Origin of the sequence: Leptolyngbya sp. FACHB-541, assembly GCF_014695875.1 — a bacterium.
Classification (GTDB): domain Bacteria; phylum Cyanobacteriota; class Cyanobacteriia; order Elainellales; family Elainellaceae; genus JAAUTN01.
Genome location: NZ_JACJPC010000092.1, coordinates 1 through 21,644, shown reverse-complemented (window position 1 = coordinate 21,644; position 21,644 = coordinate 1). Strand labels below are relative to the sequence as shown.

Below are 21,644 nucleotides of genomic sequence, written 5' to 3'. Positions count from 1 at the left end.
GCACAAGGTCATTCGTTGGGTCTTCGGGGTCTTGCATTCGCAGAAGCCCTTTGACCCCAAACTGACATAACTCCTCAACCTGCTTGACTTCAACCTACATGCACAGTATCTACAAAAAACATTCACTACTGTTCAAATGTTCTTTAATTTCTAAAATTTAGATTTTGCAATGTTAAACCGATCGCCAACTCACAAACCGTCCCCTTTTCATAAACCGGTTAAAGCTCAATGGTTGATTGCGATCCTGTTTCTTATCGTGAGCACTCTGGAATATTCCACACCACCGCCTTATGTATTTGGCTATCTATATATCGGCGCAGTTTTGCTAGCAGATTCGGGGCTCAGTCGAGCGAGTCGAACTTGGGTGACAGTGATCGCCATCAGCCTCACCATCTTCAACCTATTCGTACCTGGAGCAGAGACGATTACCTTAGACACGGTTGCTAATCGACTGATTGCAGCAATGGCGCTGATTGTTACGGGTTGGTTGAGCGATTGCAATCGTCGATTTGAGCAGGCGATCGCTCAGCAGCAAGTCAAACTCCAGACCCAGGAGCATCTCAACCAGGTGCGAGAAGATTTTGCCTCGACCCTGACCCACGACCTAAGAACACCGTTATTAGGGGCGCTCGAAACCCTAAAAGCTTTTCAGCAAGAAAAATTTGGTGCAGTCACAGCCCCTCAGCGCCGGGTTTTAGAAATTATGGCTCGTAGTCATCAAGCCAGCTTACAGTTGGTTGAGACCCTGCTTGATGTTTATCGCAACGACACCGAAGGGCTAATCCTTCAGCGGAAACCCGTGGATCTTAGAGCATTAGCAGACGAGGCGGCGGCTATGCTGACCGATCTGGCGGTTAGCCGTCGAGTCCATTTGCGGTTGAGATGTGGAGATTCTGACTTCCGTCAATCTTTCTGGGTCAATGGAGATGCACTTCAGATTCGGCGCGTTTTTGTCAACTTATTAGAAAATGGAATCAACCACTCCCTGCGAGGTGACAAGGTTGAAATTGTGATTAGCAATACGAACACTCACCATGTGGTGAAAGTGATCGATAACGGTCAAGGCATTACATCGGACGAATTGCCTCTGCTATTTGAACGGTTTTATCAGGGGCATGGCGATCGCCAAACCAAAGGATCAGGACTAGGACTTTACCTTACCCGACAAATCATCGAAGCTCACGGTGGAACAATCTGGGCAAAAAACAATTCATCTCAAGGTGCCGTATTTGGGTTTTGCTTACCAGTGCTAGTTCCTACTGCGTCTGTCTCACCATTCCTGATATGAAATCTAGTCCTTTACGCATTCTCCTGGTAGAAGATGACGAGCTATTTCGCCTCGGACTTACAACCCGGCTTCAACAAGAAGAAGGACTGGATGTGACAGCAGAAGCCGAAGATGGAGAAACCGCTATAGAAATTGCCTGCGATCGCCTGCTTGATTTAGTGTTGCTAGACATTGGGCTACCCGGCATCGGCGGCATCGAAGCTTGCCGCCAAATCAAACAACAGCAGCCCGATCTCCCCGTGTTGGCGCTTACCTCTCATTTTCAAAAACCGCTGATTGCTCGTTTGATTGAGGCAAAGGCGCAGGGCTATTGTTTGAAAGGAATTGCGGCTGAATCTCTAGTTTTGGCGATTCGTTCCGTTGCAGCAGGTGCTTCATGGTGGGACTCTGTTGCAACCCAAGAAATTTATGCGGCATTTCAAACCGACAGCTCAACTCCTGCTTCAGAACAGGCGCTAGAAAACCCCTTGACCCGACGAGAACAAGAAATTTTGGCACTGGTGGCAAAAGGACAAAGCAATCAGGAAATCGCCAAAATTCTCTACATCGCACCAGGAACGGTCAGAGTTCACGTTCACACGATTTTGCAAAAGCTAGATGTGCGCGATCGCACCCAGGCTGCTGTCCTAGCGCTGCAAAAAGGATTAGTTGCCTCCGACTTTCTCCAACAACCTCACTGATAGGGCACGCCGAAGCTTCCTGAATCTGCAAAACACAGCTGCTATAGGAAGTGGAGTGGCTGTGCTGGGTAAGGCTGCGTGGAAAACCTATGCATAGTGACATTTTGAATAAACCACAGATCCCTGTAAGGGCAGTTCGCGAACTGCCCCTACGCTACAGGTTGGACTATCTAGACCATCCCTAACGCTCAAATTCACTTTGGAGGGTTAGATCCAGGTCAGTTTCAGGCTCAACAACAACGACTTCAACCTCCTCTTCGCCACCTCCTAAAAGCAGCGAACCTAGAGCACCCAAGCCAGCACCAGCTAGTACCTCACCAAAATCAATCGAGCCGAAGATTTCTGATAAAACTGCTGCCGCTGCTGCGCCAATCACCGCCCCTCGAAGAAAATCGGGGTCAGTGTCTTCTGTAATGACCTGGGTATCGGTGATCACCTCAGATGTGGCATCAATGGGCAAAGTTTGACCCGATGTGAGCGTGATTTCTTCGGACACAAACTGAGTACCACCGCCGTTAGGCTGTAGTTCTCCTTCAATTTCACTACCAGCAGGAATCAACACCGTTCCGGCAGAGGAGCGCACGTCTTGAGCCACAACTAGGGTCACGGAAGCCGTTTCATTGGGCGTGACGATGATTCTTTCAGCTTCTTCGTAGCGCACTGGAATCACCGTCCCAGAAGGTACAACAAGCCGGGTCGTATCGGAGGGAAATAGCTGCCCCACCAGATATGGCTCATTTGCAACTGCTGGGGTCGCCAGCAAAGTGGGCAAGGCTGACACTGAAGCCATTCCCAACGCCATAAACAAAGCAGTTCTAGATTGCCAGCGTTTTGAAATTAACATTGTTTTTCTCCTGATCCCCGATTGTTTACAACCATTGAGTTTCAAAGTCTTTTTTGCTTTTCTTTTGGCTTAAAGACTCTTTTATTGAGGCAGGGAGCATTTTGATCCGGATACCATACAAGCTACGACGAGAAGCGATCGCCTTACTTCATTCTCTCGATTCACCCGATAGGATGATTTTTGACGAATTTGGGCATAAATGTCGTATTTCAGGCAGTTTGAAGCTCCACTGCTGAATTTACTGACTTCGGTAGAATTTTGAATGTTCCTGCAACTCAAATTAGTGTATTAAATTTTACAGGCTTTGCGTAAAGTCGTCATCTCTTCACTAGTTAAATCGCGCCACTGTCCAAGTTCTAGCCCTGTCAGCGTGAGAGTAGCGATCGCTACCCTGACTAACCGCAGCGTTGGAAAACCGATTGCTGCCGTCATCCTTCGCACCTGACGGTTGCGCCCCTCGGTCAGCGTGATTTCCAGCCATGCCGTGGGTACATTTTTGCGAAATCGAATTGGCGGATCGCGAGGCGGCAGAGACGGTTCCTCAACTAACAGCTCAGCTTTTGCCGGACGAGTCCGATAGTCTTGAATCACCAGTCCTTGCCGCAGCGGAATCAAGTCTGCCTCAGTCGGAATCCGCTCCACCTGCACCCAGTAGGTACGAGGATGCTGGAATTTGGGGTCGCTCAACTGATGCTGGAGTCGCCCATTGTTGCTCAACAGCAGCAATCCTTCACTGTCTCGGTCTAACCGTCCAACTGGGTAAACATCTGGCACATCAATGTAGTCTTTGAGCGTGCGTCTGGAAGCGCCACCCTCAGATGCAGCATCGGTGAATTGGGTTAGAACGTCGTAGGGTTTGTAGAACAGTAGGTGGCGATCGCGCACGTCAAAGAGCTCATTTTATTAAAAAATCTTAGTTAAGTTGTCCAAATCTTTGGCTCGGCTTTACGCTTAAGGTCAAAGGGCTTTGGAAGAGAATCTTATGGATAAACAAAAATATCGGTTCGTTTGCACGCTCTCCTTTGGTGATATCTACGGTCAAATCATCGTTTGGTTAATTGTAATCTTCATCAGTCTCGCGTCTGCTTTGGCGCTGATGGGTGCTAGCCGTCCAATCTATGCTTTGGCTACTGTAGGGCTAATTTTGGTGCTTTCCCTACCATTTCTGCTCTTCGCCTTCGTCACAACCTTGCTCAATCATATTGAGTTTTCTGAAGTTAGCCCTCAGACGGAGAGCCGAGCAGAACCTAGCACAGTCTCTAGCCAACGCCCTGCCCAAGCTGCGGGTTAACGAAAAGCTTCCTGAAACAACACATCAGATCATTTCTTAAGAAGTTCCCTGCCTTTAGGTAGGGACTTTTTATTTGCGTCAGGATAGAGATAGGACAACTTCACGCAACAGTTTGAGCGCGATTGAGCATGATTGAACACGACGTAATCATTGTAGGCGGCGGTCTAGCAGGGACGCGGGCAGCAGTAGAAATTGCCAGAACAGATCCTCGATTGAGCATTGCCGTTGTCGCCAAAACTCACCCCATTCGATCGCACTCCGTCGCGGCTCAAGGCGGAATGGCAGCCACCCTAAAGAATGTTGATGATCAAGACACCTGGGAAGCTCACGCTTTTGATACGGTAAAGGGTTCCGATTACCTGGCAGACCAAGATGCCGTCGAAATTCTCACTCGTGAAGCGCCCGACGTGGTGATCGACTTGGAACACATGGGCGTACTGTTTTCCCGCCTGCCCGATGGACGCATTGCCCAACGTGCCTTTGGCGGACATTCTCATAAACGCACCTGTTACGCCGCTGACAAAACGGGTCACGCTATTTTGCACGAGCTGGTGGCAAACCTGCGTCGCTATGGGGTCCATATTTATGACGAATGGTATGTGCTGCGCCTGATTCTAGAAGAAGACCAGGTGAAAGGTGTGGTGATGTATCACCTACTGGATGGACGGCTGGAGGTGGTACGAGCAAAAGCCGTGATGTTTGCAACAGGTGGTTACGGGCGGGTTTACAACACCACATCTAACGACTTTGCCTCAACGGGCGATGGGCTAGCGATGACAGCCATTGCCGGACTACCGCTCGAAGATATGGAGTTTGTTCAGTTTCACCCGACCGGGCTGTATCCGGTTGGAGTGCTGATTTCAGAGGCAGTGCGAGGTGAAGGGGCTTATCTGATTAATGCAGAGGGCGATCGCTTCATGTCTAACTATGCCCCCAGCAAAATGGAGTTAGCTCCCCGCGACATCACCTCCCGCGCCATTACCAAAGAAATTCGGGCAGGGCGCGGCGCACATCAAGACGGCAGTGCAGGCGGCCCGTTTGTTTACCTTGACCTGCGCCACATGGGACGAGAAAAAGTCATGAGCCGTGTTCCCTTCTGTTGGGAAGAGGCACATCGCCTAGTGGGAATTGATGCCGTACATCAGCCGATTCCGATTCGTCCAACGGTTCACTACTCAATGGGCGGCATCCCGGTTAATACAGACGGACGAGTTCGCAGTGGTGCCGATGGCTTGGTTGAAGGCTTCTTTGCCGCTGGGGAAGCCGCTTGTGTTTCCGTACACGGAGCCAATCGGCTGGGCAGTAATTCTTTGCTGGAATGTGTAGTCTACGGCAAGAGGACGGGAGCGGCGATTGCCCAATATGTCCAATCGCGTAAACTTCCTGAAATCGACGAACAGCGCTATCTCACTCAGGCAGAGCAGCAAGTTCAAACCTTAATTGATCAGCCCGGTGAATATCGAATTGATCAAATCCGTCAGGCTTTTCAAGACTGCATGACCGACCACTGCGGCGTGTTTCGCACAGAATCCGTGATGAAGGAAGGGTTAGAAAAGCTGCAAGCAATTCGCCAGCAGGCGCAAAAGATTTACCTGGATGACAAAGCCAAACTTTGGAATACCGAGCTAACCGAAGCGCTAGAACTGCAAAACTTGCTGATTGTGGGTGAAATTATTCTCACGGGTGCGCTCAATCGTCAGGAAAGCCGAGGCGCACACTGCCGCGAAGACTTTGCAGACCGGGATGACACCAATTTCCTCAAACATACGATGGCTTATTATTCTCCAGCGGGTATTCAAATTGGCGATCGCCCAGTCGCCATCACCATGTTCGAGCCGCAAGAGCGGAAATATTAGAACTCCTCCAAGACCCGTTTTGGTTGAGAGCGATTCACTACAGCGGAACACGATCAAAATCGTTGATCGAGGTAACTTCTGCATAACCTTCTGCCAGTGCCCCCATAAAAGCCGCATGAACTTCAGCAGCTTTGACTGTTCCATCCTTGTACTCCAGATCCCGTGTTGCACAAGCGTCTTCAATCACAATGCACTGAAGCCCAAAATCGAATGCAGCGCGGGTTGTAGCATCAATGCACATGTGACTCATTGCGCCACAAATGACCACTTCTTCAACTTCAGAATCTTTTAGATTGTCCAGTAAAGAAGTTTCTCTAAAACTATTAGGAAAATGCTTCACAATCACCGTTTCGTTGGGTTGAGAAGCTACACTTTCGTGAGTTTCAGCGCCTTTTGTGTTTGGCAAGAAAAACGTTGCTTCCGGTTCTACCGAAATATGCTGAATGTGAAAAATTGGAGATCCTTCTTCTCGAAACTTCTGTAGAAGCTTTTGAGCATTTTTTACAGCTTGTTCTACGCCAACCAGTTCCCAATTTCCACCGGGGAAATAATCGTTTTGAATGTCAACTAGAATTAAACCTTTCACATTAGCTCCTTGCATAATTTTGTCCTGTTATTACTCTTTTGAGTTAGCACTGGCAGCAAAGCTTGCTCACTGCTTTATTTAGCTGTTGCTTCGATAGCCTGAGTATGAGCGAAGCATCTCACTATTTCAAGTACGTACAATATGATTGGGAACTATCAAAAAGTATCGTTGGAACAAGACTCGATGCCACAAAAACAATATATGTGTCCGGTAGAAGCTCTTGTTGACGTTGTCGGGGGCAAGTGGAAGATGCCAATTCTCACGCTCCTGTTTCAAGGAACCCAACGCTATGGGGAACTCAAGCAGCATCTTCCCGGCGTGACTGAGAGGATGCTTACCCTACAATTGAGAGAACTAGAACAGTCTGGAATTGTTCAGAGAAGAGTGTATGCCGAAGTTCCTGCAAAAGTAGAATATTCTCTCACTCATTTGGGACTGAGCTTGGAGCCTGTTTTACAGGTAATGCTGAATTGGAGCGAAAAGTACCTGTGTATGACTGAACAAAGAGCAGTTTGGTGGGAAGAATTTGAAACTGTGAATCAAGCATCAATCTCACCGACTGATTCAGCAAGCTAACAATGCAGGAAAATGAACAAACTCTGCTTAACTCGGAAAACATTTGCTAAAAGCTAGGAGCGATCGCACATTTCCCTTTAATCGAATTTGACGACGCAACAGTGCCCAAACTAAGTTTTGTTCCTTTGCCAAAAACTTTAGCCAGGTGTTAGTGTCAGCCGTGATTTGCAAATTCGGTTTGCCTACAAGTCCGGTTTGAATATTCAGTTTCTTGTCGCGAATGGTGACGGTTGCCTGATGACTTTCTGCGCCCGTAAAAATAAAATGATAGACCGCATCTAGTCCCTCAGCTTGGTTGCGCTGAAACAAAAGCGGCATTCCTCGCAGAAACCCTTCAACCGTGCGGGGCGGCACTAAAGTGTTTCTCACCTGCTTGACTTGCTTGTGCGGAAACCGTCGCGCAACGTGCGCCTCAGCGTCAGAACCAGGCACAACATAAATCGTTTCATCCTTGTCCTGTAAAGGTTTGACCACTTCTTGGACAAAGCCCACACGATTCCTGAGAAATGGTCCGATCACATCTTCTCCGGCAGGACAAGCAGCCATGCAGTACGCCGCTTTGTAATTCGCTCCAAAGGAAAGGCTCTGCCACATGGAGGCAGATTCGGATGGGCTAACTTTTTGACGATAGTCCTTGAAACTGCGGCTTTCTGCTACTTCTCCGGCCCAGTCTCCAAAGCCACCCATAAATTCGCGGTAGTTGTGGGTGTAGCAGGCAGAGAAGTCAAAGTGTCCATCGGTGGCGATCGCCCCCACTGGGCAAGCCACCACACATAACCTGCATTCCAGACAGGGATTGTAGTCAATTGGGGCACTGTAGGCGCTTACTTCTGCATCGATCAGCACCGTGCCTAGCAGAATAAAATTGCCAAACTTGGGGTGAATCACGTTGCGATGAATGCCCATGTGTCCCAGTCCGGCTGCCACTGCCACTGGCTTGTGCGAAACCACCCAAACCTTGCCGGGAAAGCGATCCATCTCCATCGGAAATCCCATTGCTGGATTCAGAGCACGAATACCTCGTCGCTCCAGCGCTGTTACAATTTCGCGGCTAATGTCATTCACCTCATCTCCCGTATGGTGAAACTCGACATTGGCAACCGATCGCGCCGGACTGCGAACATTCTCTCGATTCATCCGACAGACAAAGCTGATCAACGCTTTGGTGGGCGGGAAGGCAGTTAAAATATCTCGTTGCTGGTCGGCGATCGCCAATTGCCCTACTTCGACAAACCCTACATCATCTGCGCCTGCGTCCAAACAAAGCTGACGCAGCCAATCTGCATCCAGCGTAGTCACAGATTCCTCACGAGTCGCTTCCTGCTCACGAAACCGCTTAACCGTTGGATGCTGTTCAAACTGAGACATAAATTTCCTCTCTAGTTTTAGGTGCATATACACTTTTTGACAAACTCAACTGCCAAGACTGTTCGATAAAAGGAACTGAGGACTAGGAGCGGGGGGTATTTTTCAATTCCTCAAAACCTCAGCCCTTCCACTTCATGCTCCCTATATTTCATGAACCAAAGACACCGTGTTTGCCAAACTAAACAGCAGCACTTGCCACTGATCCTTGCCTAATCCCTCAACGACTTGCTGCTGTGCTTCCTTCCAGAGGGGAAATGCCTTTGCTAGAGCAGATTGCCCAGTTGCAGTCAGGGTAACAATTCTCTCTCGCTGATCTTGTCCGGGCTCAATGGCAACTAGCCCTTGTCGCTGGAGGGGTTTGAGATTACGAGTCAGGGTCGTGCGATCCATCACCAAAACTTGAGCCAGGGTCTTCATTGTAGGAGAACCCACTTGAGCTAGAGCCGTTAGCAGCGTGAATTGGTTAACCAGCAGCCCGCTCGGTTGGAGCTTTTCATCAAAAAACTGGGTGACGACGCGAGTTGCCTTGCGCAGGTTAAAGCAGGTACAGCTTGTAGCGGCATCGGGATTGTGTGAACTAGGTTGTGATTCTTGTGAATGCATAATAGGTGTATATCCACTTAATTAGATCTTGTCAAGCGGATCACCTAGTTAAGAAATGTCAGAGAAGCTTAGCGATCGCCCACCTGTAGGTTGTTTCGCATTTTTCGCAGAGATATCATATCGACAAAAATCACCTGAAAAATCCATTTCAATTTGATATGCAACCTGAACTAGGTGTAACCCAATCGGGGTTAAATTATTCAGTTCATTCAATATCCCGTGTCCTTGCATCTGCTTTAACTGCGTCTGAATTTTTTGAGCAGTACCAAAAACCAGGAGTGCCCGTAATTGTGGCGGGTTTGTTGGATGCTGAGTTGGACTGGAGCTTGGACTATTTGCGTGAAAAACTAAATACTTTTGTGCTTCCGATTCGGCGGTATGGGTGGAAGCGGTATGAGCAAGATAAGCGCACCTGGCAAAGCATCGGCAGCGGCACTGAAGCTCAGCGCGTTCCATTTATTCAATATGCTGAAATGCTAGAAAGCGGCGAAGCCCAGGAACAGGATATTTACCTAGTTAAACGTTCCCTCAAAAACACGCCACTAGAGCAAAATCTAGCGTCGCTCCAACAGGTCGGAGAGAAATTGGGTTTGGCTCCGATGAGCGACTTTAATCTTTGGTTAGGCACATCAGGACACATCACCTGTCTGCACTACGACCCGATGGACGGCACGTTGATACAGCTTCATGGTGCCAAAAAAGTGGTGCTTTTCCCACCGTCTCAGCTTTACAACCTTTACCCATTTTCTTTTTGGGTACATTTGCGTCATGGCTTAAAGATGCGGGCTTCTTACAGCCAGGTGTATCCTGAGCGTCCTGATTTTGAAGCATTTCCTCGACTCAGGCAGGCACTCCAGCATCGCTATGACGATGTGTTACGGCAGGGGGAGGTGCTGTTTATTCCAGCGGGCTGGTGGCACGAGTTGACCACTGTAGGAAATGAGGCTGGAGATGTAATGGTTTGTTCTGTAAACCGCTTTTGGCAGGTTCCAGCAGTGCGATCGCTCCGTCTATGGAGCAAGTGGCGAGTGCATTTGGGCAGCGTTTGTGCGATTCCCCACATCTTGGGAGATGTAATCAGGGCGATCGCCAGCGGCAACGCTCAAGCGCTGAGTCAGATCTGGCAGAAAATCTAAGAAAAATAACGCATATTCCCCAGCTAGATTGTGTTAGAAGTGAGACACTATTCCCTTCGTTTGCGGTTATGCAGAGTAAGTTTGCGTATCCCATGGTGCTGATAAGCCTGGTTGCGGCATTGGCGTTTGCTATGCAGTGGGTACGTGAGCAAAATCGGACTCATCATTTAGTGATTGCGACCGCTAGCCGAGACGGAGAATATTTTGCCTTTGCCAGTGTGTTAGCGAAAGTAGTGTCTCGTCATCATCCTGAGATCAAAATCAGGGTGCGAGAAACGGCTGGCTCGGTCGAAAACATGTCGCTGCTGGCGCAAAACCAAGTTCAGTTGGCGATCGTGCAGAGTGACACGCCAGTCCATTCCTCGGTGAAAGCCGTTGCCTATTTGTTTCCAGAGGTATTTCACCTGCTCGCCACGGCAGAGTCGGGAATTGAGGGAATGGCTGACCTGCGCGGCAAACGGGTAGCACTGACACCCGAAGGCAGCGGTTCTTATGCACTATTTCAAGCAGTTAGCCCTCACTATGGGTTAAACGAAACGAATTATCAGGCAATCCCTCTTCCTGCAGATCAGGCCTCTGCTGCTCTACAGGAAGGACAAGCCGATGCAATGTTTCGCGTCATTGCCCTGGGTAGCACCTCAGTCAGTCACCTGCTCGAAACCAGCCAGATTCGACTGATTCCGATCGATCAGGTCGAGGCGTTGCGGCTTTCCCTCCCCTACTTAGAAGCAACTCAAATTCCCAAGGGCACCTACAATGGGGCGGGTCCGATTCCACCTGAAAATATTCCAGTGGTGGCAGTGCGGGCAGAATTGGTTGCCCACGCTGGCGTTAGTGAAGAAGCCGTGCGGGAAATTACTCGCACCCTGTTTGAGCTACGCAGCGAACTTGTAGCACAATACCCCCGTGCCGCCAACATTCGCTTACCTGAATCAGCAGAAAACCTGGGAATTCCCCTACATCCGGGCGCTAGAGCCTATTACAACCAGGACAATCCTAACTTTTGGCTCGAATATGCTGAGCTGATTGGGTTGCTGCTGTCGGTTGCCGTTCTTTTGGTATCTGCGTTCTGGCAATTTCGTCTCTGGCTCTTGGCAAGCCAAAAAAATCGCGCCGATCGCTACAACCTGGAGATTTTAGACATTATTGAACAAGTCCAAACCGTTAACGACTTAGAACATCTCTACAAAATTCGCCATCAGCTTTTTGAAATTTTTGCTCAGGTCGTCGTAGACCTGGATAAAGACCGAATTTCACCCGAATCCTTTCAATCCTTTACCTTTCCCTGGGACGTAGCAATTACAACGATCCGCCATCGTGAGATGATTCTGCTAAATCTGCACCATAAATCCTGATGTCAACGCTTACTTTAGTCATTGGCAACAAAAATTATTCTTCCTGGTCACTACGCCCCTGGTTGGCGATGAAGCAAGGGGGGCTTGATTTTGCTGAAGTTCGAATTCCGCTAGACACGCCCGAAACCCACGCCAGGATTTTGCAATATTCACCTACGGGTAGAGTGCCTGTACTAATTCACGATGACCTAACCGTTTGGGACTCTCTCGCCATCTGTGAATATCTGACAGAGCAATTTGCGGGACACTGGTTGCCTGAAGATCGAGCAGCAAGGGCGATCGCCCGCTCCGTCAGCGCCGAGATGCATTCCGGCTTTAGCAACCTGCGACAACACATGCCAATGGACTGCCGCGCCCGACTTCCCGGACAGGGTATGGCACTTGGCGTGCAGTCAGACATCGATCGCATCACCGAAATCTGGCGCACTTGTCGGCAGCAGTTCGGCACTAGCGGCGATTTTCTGTTTGGTCAATTCACCTTTGCCGATGCCATGTATGCGCCTGTCGTATCTCGCTTTGTCACCTATGGGGTGGAGTTAGATGGAATTGCAAAAGCCTACGCAGATGCAGTTTGGGCACTGCCATCAATGCAAGAATGGGTTGCAGCAGCGGAAGCCGAGTCAGAGTATTTAGCAGAATCTAAGCTTTAGTAGAATTAAAAACTCATCCCACACCTGATTTGAGCGCACCATGCGGATTCTTCTAGTAGACGATGAGGTGGAATTAACAGACCCCCTGAATCTGGCACTCGCCCGCGAAGGCTACAGCGTCGATGTTGCTCATGATGGGGCAGAGGGGAGTCAATTGGCTGCCCAGGGTAACTATGAGCTACTGATCTTAGATTGGATGCTACCTCACCAGAGCGGGCTGGAGATTTGCCAGGAATTGCGATCGCACGGTGACACCACCCCCGTTCTCTTCCTTACTGCCAAAGACACGATTGACGATCGGGTCAAGGGATTGGATGCAGGCGCAGACGACTACTTAATCAAACCTTTTGAACTGCGAGAGCTGTTAGCCCGAGTGCGAGCATTGCTGCGCCGTCCGCCGCTCCAGGAAACGCCCGTGCCCACTCCGCGACTACGGGTCCAGGATTTTGAACTAGATCTAGAGAATCAGCTTGCCTATCGGCAGGGGCGAACCATTGAACTGTCAGAGAAAGAAAGCCAGCTCCTGGCTTATCTGATGACCCACCCGAATCAGTTGCTCACCCACGGTCAAATTCACCATCACCTTTGGGCCGAAGGACAACCCAGCAGCAATGCTTTGGCAGCCCAGATTCGTCTGCTGCGCCGCAAAATTGAGGCTAGCGGTGAACCTCCGCTGATTCACACCGTCTACGGGAAAGGGTACCGCTTCGGCTCTTCTGAAGGCGGCGATCATTAGATTCCCTGGGTGAATAGCAGCGCGGCGCTGCCATTTACCCTTCAGAAGGTGGTTTTTGTAGAAGATCTATCAACAAAAAGAAATCAACAGCTTCGTTTTTGTTACACATGTCTTGCAGTAAAGTCTTGCAATTTGTCGTAGGTTTAGTTCCGCAATTTGTGCAATTCATTCACTGCAATCTTCTAAATCATGAGGTGGCCTTAACTCAAATTGCATCTCTTATTTTGTTTCTAAATTTGCTGATTAGCTTGAGCAAAGTCTGCGTTCTACACGTGCATTAACCAACTTCAATCAACAGTAACCAGATGTTTGAAACTTTTGAGGACGAATTTGGTCTGCCTGTAGGTTTTTGGGTGCAAGCAACACAGAGTAGATCTGGCGGTCTTTCGCAGTCAACTCATTTGCAAGGCGATCGCCCTACCTCCATCCCAAATCGGTTTGACCTAAGAACTTAAAGGGGCGATCGCCGCGCTCTCCATTCCTATCAATTACTTCAGCAAGCACAGCATTTGTAGAACTAGAATCTAAACATCTTGATAGCATCATGGAATAAAAATTCTCAAAATTTTATTTCTTCGTCTTTTTACGATTAGTTCAACCTTTTGGGGGATCACTATCTTGCATTTATCGATTCGAATGAATTACTTTATTAAGATGCGTGACTAACCAAGCTTGGAATTGAGCAATCGGGATGGCACAAACACTCTTCAGTGAAGCAGATAGACTGGATGCCCTCAAGCGCTACAGAATTCTTGATACTGCTCCAGAGGAGGTGTTAGATGACCTCACAAAACTGGCAGCACGCACTTGTGGCGTTCCGATCGCACTGATCAACCTGATTGACTTAGATCGCCAGTGGTTTAAATCCAGAATTGGATGGGATGCCGTCAGTGTTGCCAGAGATGTTGGCTTTTGCGATCAAGCAATCCTACAGCCCGATGAAATTCTGGTCATTTCAGATACGCTAAATGACTCGCGATTTGCCAGTGACCCACTGGTAACTGCATCACCCCACATTCGCTTTTATGCGGGCGCGCCTCTAGTCACCCCAGACGGCTTTGCGATCGGCACCCTTTGTACGATGGATTGGACTCCTCGTATCCTGAGCGACGATCAGCTTGATACTTTGCGGATTCTAAGCCGTCAGGTGATCATGCAGTTAGAGTTGAAGGCGAATGTCACGCAGCTAGAGCGCACCGTCAATCGCCAAAAGCGGGTAGAAAATGCTCTACAGCGCAGTAATCAGCGCTTTCGCCAAACGCTGGAAGAACTTCAGCAAACCCAGACTCAACTGATTCAAACCGAGAAAATGTCAAGCCTGGGGCAAATGGTCGCAGGTGTTGCCCACGAGATTAACAATCCCGTAAGTTTTGTCTACGGCAATATCACTTACGTCAATCGTTACATCCAAGATTTGTTTGGTCTTCTGGATCTCTACCAGTGCCACTACCCTCAACCCGCTCCGGAGATTCAGCAGTGGAGCGAGCAAATTGACCTTGACTTCTTGTCAGAAGACTTACCTAAAATTCTGGCCTCGATGAAAGTTGGGGCAGATCGAATTCGACAGATCGTCCTGTCACTGCGAAACTTCTCTCGATTAGACGAAGCAGAAAAAAAGGCCGTTGACCTGCATCAAGGCATCGACAACACACTGATGATTTTGCAACATCGGCTTAAACCAGCACTCGACCATCCTGGCGTTGAGGTGATCAAGACCTACAGCAATATTCCACTCGTAGAGTGCTACGCTGGACAGCTCAATCAGGTGTTTATGAACATTCTCAGCAATGCTGTTGATGCTCTAGAACACGCTAACTCTAGCGCTGCTCCGCCAGACCCTGAATCTATTTCAGACCAAGAGGCTGTTAAGGGTCAAACTTCCAAGGGTCAAATTTCTATCAGTACAAGGTTTACCCACCGGGGCAAATTTTCTAAGCAACCCTGTGTGATCATTCGCATCACGGATAATGGTCCTGGCATTTCTCCGGCAGCGAAAGAAAAACTATTTGATCCTTTTTTCACGACAAAACCAGTTGGTAAAGGGACGGGGCTGGGGCTATCTATCAGCTATCAGATTGTAGTAGAGCGCCACGGAGGCGTGTTGAAATGCTTCTCAGAACCGGGGCAAGGTACAGAGTTCTGGATTGAGATTCCAACCTGCAACACTCAACCCATTAGCCTTGAAACTCATTCACCTCCTACATCTGCAAGCTTAGAAATAGCAGAGAACCTTGAAGCAAGAAGCAATCCTAAAGTTGGGGTCTATCAAGACGCACCTTCAAGCTAACCAACTCCTACTAAAATGCTATGGCTTGATAGAAGAGGCAGGGTGTCACCCTGCCTCTTGTTCTAACTTCAGTGACTAGCGCTATAAACCGTGACGCTATTCGTCTGCCCACATGACATCCTGCCGTTTGGCATGAATGCTTTTGACGTGTTTTTTCACCGTGTCAACGGTGATGTGCAGCTTGGCCGCAATCGTTTTGTAGGTGCAGTTTGCGCGACGCAGTAGCCAGACTTCTGATTCGCGATCGGTTAACCCAAAGCGTTGACGTTCTGCGATCGCCATTTTTTTAGCAGATTGATATCTGTCTTCCAGCGCAACTAGTAAACAGGGGCGATCGCTATTTTCTAAATTAATCCACTGCACCCGAACTCGAATCGTATCAAATGCACCCATTTCAAGTTCATCTTCGATCATGAAAATATGGTCGGGATACAGTGTGCGACTATCAACCATTAACTGACAGATCCGCCAAACTCTAGAGGGAACTAAGCTAGAGCTTGAATTACGCTGGTTGAGGCTATCACAAATCTGGCGAGCACAGCAGTTTACACAAACGACTTCACCTTGATCTGTCAGAATTAAAATGCCATCAATGAAACCTTCTATGATGCTATGAATGTCCATTAGAGGGGGGCTTGAATGAACAACATTTCACCTCTTAGAACAGGCAGATGTTAGGAAGCTAGGCTTACCAAACCATCTTCCATTTATCAAGAGGATTGAGTCCTATAGAAAATCAACTGAGCCTGTAAGCGAGTTTGATTTATGACACTACAACAACTGCCCCTCAAATTTCGGCTATCTTCGCAAGATTACAGTTTGATAACCGATTTAGGTATTCAACCAGTCTTAAAATTGGTTGCTAGCCCAAGAATTTTTACTAGTAGCAAGCCTCACCCTTTAGGGTGAAAGAGTTAATAGAAAGTCGAATGGGTTTTGCTAAAAGCACCTTATCTCTACAGTATTGAACTCTTGTCAGTAAGGATCTTTTCAGAAAACAAACTTATCCCTTTCCTTTCACCTTCAGCGATTCTATAACTATTTCAAATCGGTTATGAGAAGCAACCTTTCCACGGCCAAGCCTCCCATAACCAATCGGTCTTATAACTAATTTAGAACTGCTATATAGTAGCCTGATTGAATTTATATTTGATCGATGAGAATAATTTGTGAAAGCAAACATCTTCCGTGTAGGTGCTCTCACAAATTATTCAGAAATTTAATAGAAGTAGACAATATTCTGTTACACAGATTTTGCTTGTGTAACAGAATATTGTCTACTTCAATACCAACTGCTCCACTATATTGCCTACAAAATACTCCAAATGTAGGTTTCCAAATTTGGCAGATCCACTATGTTGGAGTTATTGGTAAAACTTTGCTTCGAGTAGACTTACTGTGTTTCAATTTCTTTACTTCCTAACCCATTGGCTGGTTCAAGTCATCCAGCCTATCCTAGTACCGCTCTGTTTTGTATTTGCCTGGTCACTCATTCTCATGGCAGTTTGGAGTGTCTGGACTGCACTTCAAGATGGAGTCGCGAATGCTAAGCGAATGCATCAAATTCCCTGTGCAAACTGTCAGTTTTTTACAGGCGACTATCACCTTAAGTGCACAGTTCATCCAACTATGGCTTTGACTGAAGAGGCGATCGACTGCATGGACCACCAACCTGCAGCCGAAGCAAATCTTGTATTTCGCCCCTGAAATACTCCCTTAAAATACTTTGGATGCAATAGATGCAATAGTGGTTTGTGGAGAGAAGCGCACCGTCGTTTTCTTCAAAAACTGCTGTTTTGTCAATGCTCCTAAAGCAAAAAAATTCGAATGCTAATCCGAAAGCTCAACGCTTGTGACGAGTTTGTTGCAGGGGATGGAACGCTGCTGCGCGAGCTGCTACACCCTGACAAGCACCCCCTGGCGCTGCGATATAGCCTTGCCCATGCGATCGTCCCGGTAGGGCAAACGTCTTACCCCCATTCCCTCAAGACCTCTGAGGTTTACTACATTCTCAGCGGCACGGGTGAGATGCACATCGACGATGAGAGTCAGAGGGTTGAGCCAGGGGACACTATTTATATTCCGCCGGATGCTGAGCAATTTATCTACAACAGCGGCACCGAGCCATTAGTCTTTATTTGCATTGTTGATCCTGCTTGGAGACAGGAGGATGAGACGGTGTATGGCGATCGCCCACCCTCCTGAAATCAAGCCAGCACCAGCCAGGGAATGCGTTTACTTAAAAAACCGTTAAATTACTTCGGCTTTGGTGAAATCCCCCAAAAAGGCTATCTTTTTAGCCTCTTAAGCCCCATGCGTAGATAAATGTATTCCCATATACAGAATTAGGCTACTCAGAATTGGTGCAATCGTCATGTTCTCTATGTTGTTCACCTGTATCCCTTCGACATCCAGATGTAGCTTTTAATCAAGCGATAGCGGAAATCAATGGAGCTACCCGGTGAACTGTAGATTCAGAATCTATCGCTCCCTTCAACGGAGTTCAAATTTAAGATCCTGACTGCTCCTCTTAAACCCAACACAAAAATCTACGGCTCTCACTGAGTCGTTGGACTTGCTTCATTCATTAAGGAACGTCCAGTGATGTCTAAACTGTTGCTCAAAAAAAGAAGAAGAAATAGGCGGTTCTCGCTCCGAGACACGTCAACGCCGCGCAACCGGCAAATCAACTTATCTAATCCTGTAGCTCTGTTTAAAGAGCTTAAAACCGGGATCAAGCGGCTTTCTCCAAGCTGGCAGGCTTGCATTCCTCTGGCCTGCATTCTTGTCCTGGTCTGCGCTTTTGGTGCAACTGCTCAGGAAGTTTCTCCTGAAGAAGCAGTTGCGGAACTGAGAGTCGGATTGGATACTCTCTGGGTTGTCATTGCAGCAATCCTGGTAATTTTTATGAACGCAGGTTTCTGCATGTTAGAAACCGGGTTCTGCCGTCAGAAGAATGCAGTCAACGTTCTATCTAAGAACCTGATCGTTTTTGCTCTAGCGACTATCGCTTTCTGGGCGATCGGGTTTGGATTGATGTTTGGTGACGGCAATGGCTTTGTGGGTCTAAACGGTTTCTTCCTCAGCGGTGCAGACAATAGCCCTGCTACAGCCGATGCTTATGAGGGAGTTTTTGGTTCCCTCAACTGGACGGGCGTTCCCCTTTCCGTTAAGTTTTTGTTCCAAGTTGCGTTCGCCGGAACTGCAGCAACAATCGTTTCTGGTGCAGTAGCCGAGCGAATTAAGTTTGTTGACTTCTTAATTTTCAGCTTGCTGCTGGTTGGAATCGCTTATCCCATTACTGGTCACTGGGTTTGGGGCGGTGGATGGCTATATGAATTTGGTTTCTGGGATTTTGCTGGTTCAACCGTGGTTCACATGGTTGGTGGTTGGGCAGCGCTCATGGGGGCAGCTTTCCTCGGTCCTCGGATTGGTCGTTATCAGGATGGCGGCACATCGGCTTTACCTGGTCACAACATGTCGATCGCCACGCTGGGATGCTTAATCCTCTGGATCGGCTGGTTTGGCTTTAACCCTGGCTCGGTTATGGCTGTCAACGAGAGTATCGGACACATCGCTCTTGCTACCAACTTGGCAGGAGCCGCAGGCGGAATTGCCGCCACTGTTACGTCCTGGATGCTGTCTGGAAAGCCTGACCTTTCAATGATTATCAACGGTATTTTGGCAGGTCTTGTTGCCATCACTGCGGGTTGTGCCTTTGTAGGTCTTTTCCCTTCCATCATCATTGGCGTGATCGGTGGCATTCTGGTTGTCTTTGCGGTTTATTTCTTTGACAGCATCAAGATTGACGACCCTGTTGGTGCAACTTCTGTTCACTTAGTCAACGGTGCCTGGGGAACCCTGGCAGTCGGTCTGTTTGCGAACCCAGCTATCCACGGGCTGGAAGGTGGTCCTGTTGGCTTGTTCTACGGTGGGGGCATCAATCAGCTATTCATCCAGCTTGTTGGCATCTTGGCTGTAGGCGGCATGACCGTTCTGCTGTCCTCCATATTCTGGCTAGCACTGAAGGCAACTCTAGGTCTCCGTGTGACGGAGGAAGAAGAGCTGATCGGTCTAGATATTGGCGAGCACGGCATGGAAGCTTACAGCGGCTTTATCAAAGACACGAGCGGCATGGCTGGCAGCACAGCTAATGTTCCTAGTGGCTCAACTGGTATCGCTGGTAGCTCACCCAATCTCTAGGGTCTGTTTTTAATAGCACCTCTGTTTGAGCAAGTTTGGTTCAGTACAATAGGCGGCGGTGGGACTTTTAGGATCTGAGATCCACCCCTGCCGCTTTTTTTATTAAGCTTAGTTGTCTGCTATTTCCTCCGGTTTAAACTAATCATTGAATATTCGTTACGCCATAAGAGTTCAAAAACCTGATGGGCGATCGCCGTCTTAAGCCAGTTGCGAGTCTCATCAAATCTGCTGTCTTCTGTCAGCACTTGGGAGATTTGCCAACGTGGGCACTTTTCTCTCTAATGACCAACAGTTTTTTGCTTGTATCAGTCGTATTGCTTTTGTTTCGTGATTACAGTGCGGGCATCAACTTAACCACCCGCACACCTGCAAGAACGTCTGCCCTAGTGGCTCAGTCCAGTGTGTTGCTTCAGCCTAATTTAGTGAATTCGGCTTACCCACTGGTGGCTCAGCTAGGCCCACGTCATCAGTTAACCTACCAGCAATGGGTGAATCTGCTAGAGCAGGAAGCTCAGGCAGCCGCCGCAAACCCACCCGATCGCCTGACGATTTTGGTAGGAGACTCTCTCAGCCTGTGGTTTCCGTCTCAGTTGCTCCTAGCTGAACGGGACTGGCTCAACCAAGGAATTTCAGGTGAAACCTCTGCTGGCTTGCTGAGGCGGCTAGACCTGTTTCGCACAACCAAGCCAGAAACGCTGTTTGTCATGATTGGTATTAATGACCTGATTCGCGGCGTGTCTGATGAGACGCTGCTAGCAAATCAGCGCCTGATCATACAGACCTTGAAAGAGCAACATCCTCAGGCTGAAATCGTTGTTCAGTCAATTTTGCCGCATGGGGCGGAGCAAGCGGTGTGGGAAGGGCGATCGCGGCTTTTAGAAATTCCCAACAGCTACATCCGGGAACTAAACCAGGAACTAGAGGCGATCGCCGTTCAAGAGGGCGTACATTACCTTGACTTGCATCCTCTGTTTACCGACACCGCAGGCAACCTGCGCCCCGAACTCAGTACTGACGGACTCCACCTCAGCGCTCAAGGCTACCTAGTCTGGAGTTCAGCTCTGCAAATCTTTAGCCAAACAAAGCTTGAGGTGGAGGAGTAACAGTAGCAGAACCGTAGCGACGGGTGAATCACTATGTTTGAGCAACGGTTTAGTCCTTTAACCCGTTCCGCAACTGACTGAGAGTAGCTTTGTAGCGAATTATCTTTGGGTGGAGTTCACAAAACTCATGAATCTGTCTTGCGTCTCTTGCAATTGCCCAAACTCTGCTTTAGTGTCAGGTATGTTTGAGCAAACTTGAGCAAGCATCTTTGAGCAAGTCTGAGCAAATAGGAGGAAATCGGCAACTCTGCTGTTAAGCGACAGCAAGTTGAGATATCCTTTAACAAAAGTTTATTTAAGCTGTTTCAAGGTGTCACTATGGATCCTGAAGTGAAGCAAGATATCAATTCCGAAGTCGTGACCGAGGTTGAAACCACCAAAGTCAGCCTTGATGGAGAGGATGCTGGAACCATTACTCAATTCACGACGACCAGTGAGTCGCAAGAGCAATGGCGGCAAATTGGAGAAAAAGTCTCTGGTTTTTTGGCTGATTTACCGGAGTATCTAACCGAGTTTTTCAGCGAATACAGACGGCCAATCATCTCAATCGGCTTGATCTTTGGGACAATTGTTTTGGCAAAGCTAGTTCTAGCAATTCTAGACTCGCTTGATGATATTCCACTGCTTGAGCCATCGTTGAAGCTGATTGGTTTGGGCTACTCTGCCTGGTTCGTTTACCGCTATCTGTTGCGGGCTTCTAATCGCAAAGAACTGGCTGATGATTTCAACTCTCTGAGAGAGCAGGTCCTGGGTCAAGGTTCTCCTAAAGTCTAGCGATCGCCTTTGAGCAAAACTAGAAAAGCGAGGGCAGGATTAGAATGCCTTCGCTTTTCTAGTTTCTGGTGATGATAATCAGTAGGATTTGCAAGCTGCTCATACCAAATCTGTCTGTAGAGTAGCGGTATCAGTAGGGGCGAAGCATTCGGTCGCATCTCTGCTGCCGAGGCACAATTCTTTTGCCGAATGCTTCGCCCCTTGTATGTAAGCGCCAGCATCAGCGAGACTGCTGATAGACCCTGTCAGGAGTGAAGTACTCTGATTCGCCCCTAGGGATAACCAAGCCTGTACGTAGATTAGACCTC

Annotated in this window: 23 protein-coding genes; 16 read left to right on the top strand and 7 right to left on the bottom strand. The window is 48.4% G+C overall.

Annotated features, from left to right (window positions below; genetic code table 11):
- The first annotated feature begins 169 nt into the window (after positions 1-169).
- Both H6G00_RS19420 and H6G00_RS19415 read left to right on the top strand, forming a co-directional pair.
- Positions 170-1,288, top strand: a complete 1,119-nt coding sequence (locus tag H6G00_RS19420) for a HAMP domain-containing sensor histidine kinase (protein WP_190798000.1) — start codon at positions 170-172, stop codon at positions 1,286-1,288.
- Positions 1,285-1,968, top strand: a complete 684-nt coding sequence (locus H6G00_RS19415; protein ID WP_190797999.1) for a response regulator transcription factor — start codon at positions 1,285-1,287, stop codon at positions 1,966-1,968. The genes H6G00_RS19420 and H6G00_RS19415 overlap by 4 nt, the downstream gene beginning before the upstream one ends.
- Positions 1,969-2,149: 181 nt before the next feature.
- On the opposite strand, the gene H6G00_RS19410 is transcribed toward H6G00_RS19415, so the two are convergent.
- Together H6G00_RS19410 and H6G00_RS19405 are read right to left on the bottom strand one after the other, a co-directional pair.
- A complete protein-coding gene (locus H6G00_RS19410) occupies positions 2,150-2,812 on the bottom strand; it encodes a hypothetical protein (RefSeq protein ID WP_190797998.1) in 663 nt (220 codons plus the stop codon).
- Positions 2,813-3,100: 288 nt separating this feature from the next.
- Positions 3,101-3,697: a pseudouridine synthase gene (locus tag H6G00_RS19405; protein WP_190797997.1), complete on the bottom strand. Its 597-nt coding sequence runs from the start codon at positions 3,695-3,697 to the stop codon at positions 3,101-3,103.
- A gap of 97 nt (positions 3,698-3,794) precedes the next feature.
- Here H6G00_RS19405 and H6G00_RS19400 point away from each other — a divergent pair, with 97 nt between their 5' ends.
- Both H6G00_RS19400 and H6G00_RS19395 read left to right on the top strand, forming a co-directional pair.
- Positions 3,795-4,103, top strand: coding sequence for a hypothetical protein (locus tag H6G00_RS19400; protein ID WP_190797996.1), 309 nt, complete (start codon positions 3,795-3,797; stop codon positions 4,101-4,103).
- A gap of 128 nt (positions 4,104-4,231) precedes the next feature.
- Positions 4,232-5,959, top strand: a complete 1,728-nt coding sequence (locus H6G00_RS19395; protein ID WP_190797995.1) for a succinate dehydrogenase/fumarate reductase flavoprotein subunit — start codon at positions 4,232-4,234, stop codon at positions 5,957-5,959.
- 37 nt (positions 5,960-5,996) lie between these two features.
- On the opposite strand, the gene H6G00_RS19390 is transcribed toward H6G00_RS19395, so the two are convergent.
- Positions 5,997-6,560 (bottom strand): cysteine hydrolase family protein, encoded by a 564-nt coding sequence (locus H6G00_RS19390; RefSeq protein ID WP_190797994.1) that lies wholly within the window; start codon positions 6,558-6,560, stop codon positions 5,997-5,999.
- Positions 6,561-6,728: 168 nt separating this feature from the next.
- On the opposite strand from H6G00_RS19390, the gene H6G00_RS19385 reads away from it, so the two are divergent.
- Entirely contained in the window at positions 6,729-7,121 is a 393-nt protein-coding gene (locus H6G00_RS19385) for a helix-turn-helix domain-containing protein (RefSeq protein WP_190684860.1), read from the top strand.
- A gap of 27 nt (positions 7,122-7,148) precedes the next feature.
- On the opposite strand, the gene H6G00_RS19380 is transcribed toward H6G00_RS19385, so the two are convergent.
- Together H6G00_RS19380 and H6G00_RS19375 are read right to left on the bottom strand one after the other, a co-directional pair.
- Complete coding sequence (locus tag H6G00_RS19380) at positions 7,149-8,489, bottom strand: SCP2 sterol-binding domain-containing protein (protein ID WP_190797993.1); 1,341 nt, start codon at positions 8,487-8,489, stop codon at positions 7,149-7,151.
- A gap of 141 nt (positions 8,490-8,630) precedes the next feature.
- Entirely contained in the window at positions 8,631-9,092 is a 462-nt protein-coding gene (locus tag H6G00_RS19375; protein ID WP_190684866.1) for a MarR family winged helix-turn-helix transcriptional regulator, read from the bottom strand.
- 158 nt (positions 9,093-9,250) lie between these two features.
- Between H6G00_RS19375 and H6G00_RS19370 the strand changes: the two genes are divergently transcribed.
- From H6G00_RS19370 to H6G00_RS19345, 6 genes are all read left to right on the top strand, one after another.
- The gene (locus tag H6G00_RS19370; RefSeq protein WP_190797992.1) at positions 9,251-10,228 is read left to right on the top strand and encodes a cupin-like domain-containing protein; all 978 of its coding nucleotides are present in this window, start codon (positions 9,251-9,253) and stop codon (positions 10,226-10,228) included.
- A 92-nt stretch (positions 10,229-10,320) separates the two neighbouring features.
- Entirely contained in the window at positions 10,321-11,583 is a 1,263-nt protein-coding gene (locus H6G00_RS19365) for a TAXI family TRAP transporter solute-binding subunit (RefSeq protein WP_242042376.1), read from the top strand.
- Positions 11,583-12,233, top strand: a complete 651-nt coding sequence (locus H6G00_RS19360; RefSeq protein ID WP_190797991.1) for a glutathione S-transferase family protein — start codon at positions 11,583-11,585, stop codon at positions 12,231-12,233. The genes H6G00_RS19365 and H6G00_RS19360 overlap by 1 nt, the downstream gene beginning before the upstream one ends.
- A gap of 40 nt (positions 12,234-12,273) precedes the next feature.
- Positions 12,274-12,969 carry a two-component system response regulator RppA gene (gene rppA / locus H6G00_RS19355; protein ID WP_190797990.1) on the top strand — a complete coding sequence of 232 codons (696 nt, stop codon included), beginning with the start codon at positions 12,274-12,276 and terminating at the stop codon, positions 12,967-12,969.
- Positions 12,970-13,274: 305 nt separating this feature from the next.
- Positions 13,275-13,424 carry a hypothetical protein gene (locus H6G00_RS19350; RefSeq protein ID WP_190797989.1) on the top strand — a complete coding sequence of 50 codons (150 nt, stop codon included), beginning with the start codon at positions 13,275-13,277 and terminating at the stop codon, positions 13,422-13,424.
- 236 nt (positions 13,425-13,660) lie between these two features.
- Entirely contained in the window at positions 13,661-15,256 is a 1,596-nt protein-coding gene (locus H6G00_RS19345; protein ID WP_190797988.1) for an ATP-binding protein, read from the top strand.
- A 96-nt stretch (positions 15,257-15,352) separates the two neighbouring features.
- On the opposite strand, the gene H6G00_RS19340 is transcribed toward H6G00_RS19345, so the two are convergent.
- Entirely contained in the window at positions 15,353-15,880 is a 528-nt protein-coding gene (locus H6G00_RS19340; RefSeq protein WP_190641851.1) for a helix-turn-helix transcriptional regulator, read from the bottom strand.
- A 774-nt stretch (positions 15,881-16,654) separates the two neighbouring features.
- On the opposite strand from H6G00_RS19340, the gene H6G00_RS19335 reads away from it, so the two are divergent.
- From H6G00_RS19335 to H6G00_RS19315, 5 genes are all read left to right on the top strand, one after another.
- On the top strand, positions 16,655-16,963 hold the full coding sequence (locus H6G00_RS19335) for a hypothetical protein (RefSeq protein WP_190641852.1): 309 nt from the start codon (positions 16,655-16,657) through the stop codon (positions 16,961-16,963).
- A 120-nt stretch (positions 16,964-17,083) separates the two neighbouring features.
- Positions 17,084-17,461, top strand: coding sequence for a cupin domain-containing protein (locus tag H6G00_RS19330; RefSeq protein ID WP_190797987.1), 378 nt, complete (start codon positions 17,084-17,086; stop codon positions 17,459-17,461).
- A gap of 399 nt (positions 17,462-17,860) precedes the next feature.
- On the top strand, positions 17,861-19,459 hold the full coding sequence (locus tag H6G00_RS19325) for an ammonium transporter (protein WP_190797986.1): 1,599 nt from the start codon (positions 17,861-17,863) through the stop codon (positions 19,457-19,459).
- A gap of 182 nt (positions 19,460-19,641) precedes the next feature.
- A complete protein-coding gene (locus H6G00_RS19320; protein WP_190797985.1) occupies positions 19,642-20,562 on the top strand; it encodes an SGNH/GDSL hydrolase family protein in 921 nt (306 codons plus the stop codon).
- Between the two features lie 318 nt (positions 20,563-20,880).
- Positions 20,881-21,336 (top strand): CAAD domain-containing protein, encoded by a 456-nt coding sequence (locus tag H6G00_RS19315; RefSeq protein ID WP_190641856.1) that lies wholly within the window; start codon positions 20,881-20,883, stop codon positions 21,334-21,336.
- Here the strand turns inward: H6G00_RS19315 and H6G00_RS19310 are convergent.
- On the bottom strand, positions 21,333-21,557 hold the full coding sequence (locus H6G00_RS19310) for a hypothetical protein (RefSeq protein WP_190797984.1): 225 nt from the start codon (positions 21,555-21,557) through the stop codon (positions 21,333-21,335). The genes H6G00_RS19315 and H6G00_RS19310 overlap by 4 nt on opposite strands.
- Positions 21,558-21,644 lie beyond the last annotated feature (87 nt).

What these genes read in the sequence shown, in the direction of transcription:
- H6G00_RS19345 (WP_190797988.1), top strand. Translation starts at nt 13,661, where the DNA reads ATGGCACAAACACTCTTCAGTGAAGCAGATAGACTGGATGCCCTCAAG.
- H6G00_RS19365 (WP_242042376.1), top strand. Translation starts at nt 10,321, where the DNA reads ATGGTGCTGATAAGCCTGGTTGCGGCATTGGCGTTTGCTATGCAGTGG.
- H6G00_RS19325 (WP_190797986.1), top strand. Translation starts at nt 17,861, where the DNA reads ATGTCTAAACTGTTGCTCAAAAAAAGAAGAAGAAATAGGCGGTTCTCG.
- H6G00_RS19400 (WP_190797996.1), top strand. Translation starts at nt 3,795, where the DNA reads ATGGATAAACAAAAATATCGGTTCGTTTGCACGCTCTCCTTTGGTGAT.
- rppA (WP_190797990.1), top strand. Translation starts at nt 12,274, where the DNA reads ATGCGGATTCTTCTAGTAGACGATGAGGTGGAATTAACAGACCCCCTG.
- H6G00_RS19350 (WP_190797989.1), top strand. Translation starts at nt 13,275, where the DNA reads ATGTTTGAAACTTTTGAGGACGAATTTGGTCTGCCTGTAGGTTTTTGG.
- H6G00_RS19415 (WP_190797999.1), top strand. Translation starts at nt 1,285, where the DNA reads ATGAAATCTAGTCCTTTACGCATTCTCCTGGTAGAAGATGACGAGCTA.
- H6G00_RS19380 (WP_190797993.1), bottom strand. Translation starts at nt 8,489, where the DNA reads ATGTCTCAGTTTGAACAGCATCCAACGGTTAAGCGGTTTCGTGAGCAG.
- H6G00_RS19385 (WP_190684860.1), top strand. Translation starts at nt 6,729, where the DNA reads ATGCCACAAAAACAATATATGTGTCCGGTAGAAGCTCTTGTTGACGTT.
- H6G00_RS19340 (WP_190641851.1), bottom strand. Translation starts at nt 15,880, where the DNA reads ATGGACATTCATAGCATCATAGAAGGTTTCATTGATGGCATTTTAATT.
- H6G00_RS19390 (WP_190797994.1), bottom strand. Translation starts at nt 6,560, where the DNA reads ATGCAAGGAGCTAATGTGAAAGGTTTAATTCTAGTTGACATTCAAAAC.
- H6G00_RS19370 (WP_190797992.1), top strand. Translation starts at nt 9,251, where the DNA reads ATGCAACCTGAACTAGGTGTAACCCAATCGGGGTTAAATTATTCAGTT.
- H6G00_RS19360 (WP_190797991.1), top strand. Translation starts at nt 11,583, where the DNA reads ATGTCAACGCTTACTTTAGTCATTGGCAACAAAAATTATTCTTCCTGG.
- H6G00_RS19310 (WP_190797984.1), bottom strand. Translation starts at nt 21,557, where the DNA reads ATGCTGGCGCTTACATACAAGGGGCGAAGCATTCGGCAAAAGAATTGT.
- H6G00_RS19375 (WP_190684866.1), bottom strand. Translation starts at nt 9,092, where the DNA reads ATGCATTCACAAGAATCACAACCTAGTTCACACAATCCCGATGCCGCT.
- H6G00_RS19315 (WP_190641856.1), top strand. Translation starts at nt 20,881, where the DNA reads ATGGATCCTGAAGTGAAGCAAGATATCAATTCCGAAGTCGTGACCGAG.
- H6G00_RS19330 (WP_190797987.1), top strand. Translation starts at nt 17,084, where the DNA reads ATGCTAATCCGAAAGCTCAACGCTTGTGACGAGTTTGTTGCAGGGGAT.
- H6G00_RS19320 (WP_190797985.1), top strand. Translation starts at nt 19,642, where the DNA reads ATGGGCGATCGCCGTCTTAAGCCAGTTGCGAGTCTCATCAAATCTGCT.
- H6G00_RS19410 (WP_190797998.1), bottom strand. Translation starts at nt 2,812, where the DNA reads ATGTTAATTTCAAAACGCTGGCAATCTAGAACTGCTTTGTTTATGGCG.
- H6G00_RS19395 (WP_190797995.1), top strand. Translation starts at nt 4,232, where the DNA reads ATGATTGAACACGACGTAATCATTGTAGGCGGCGGTCTAGCAGGGACG.
- H6G00_RS19420 (WP_190798000.1), top strand. Translation starts at nt 170, where the DNA reads ATGTTAAACCGATCGCCAACTCACAAACCGTCCCCTTTTCATAAACCG.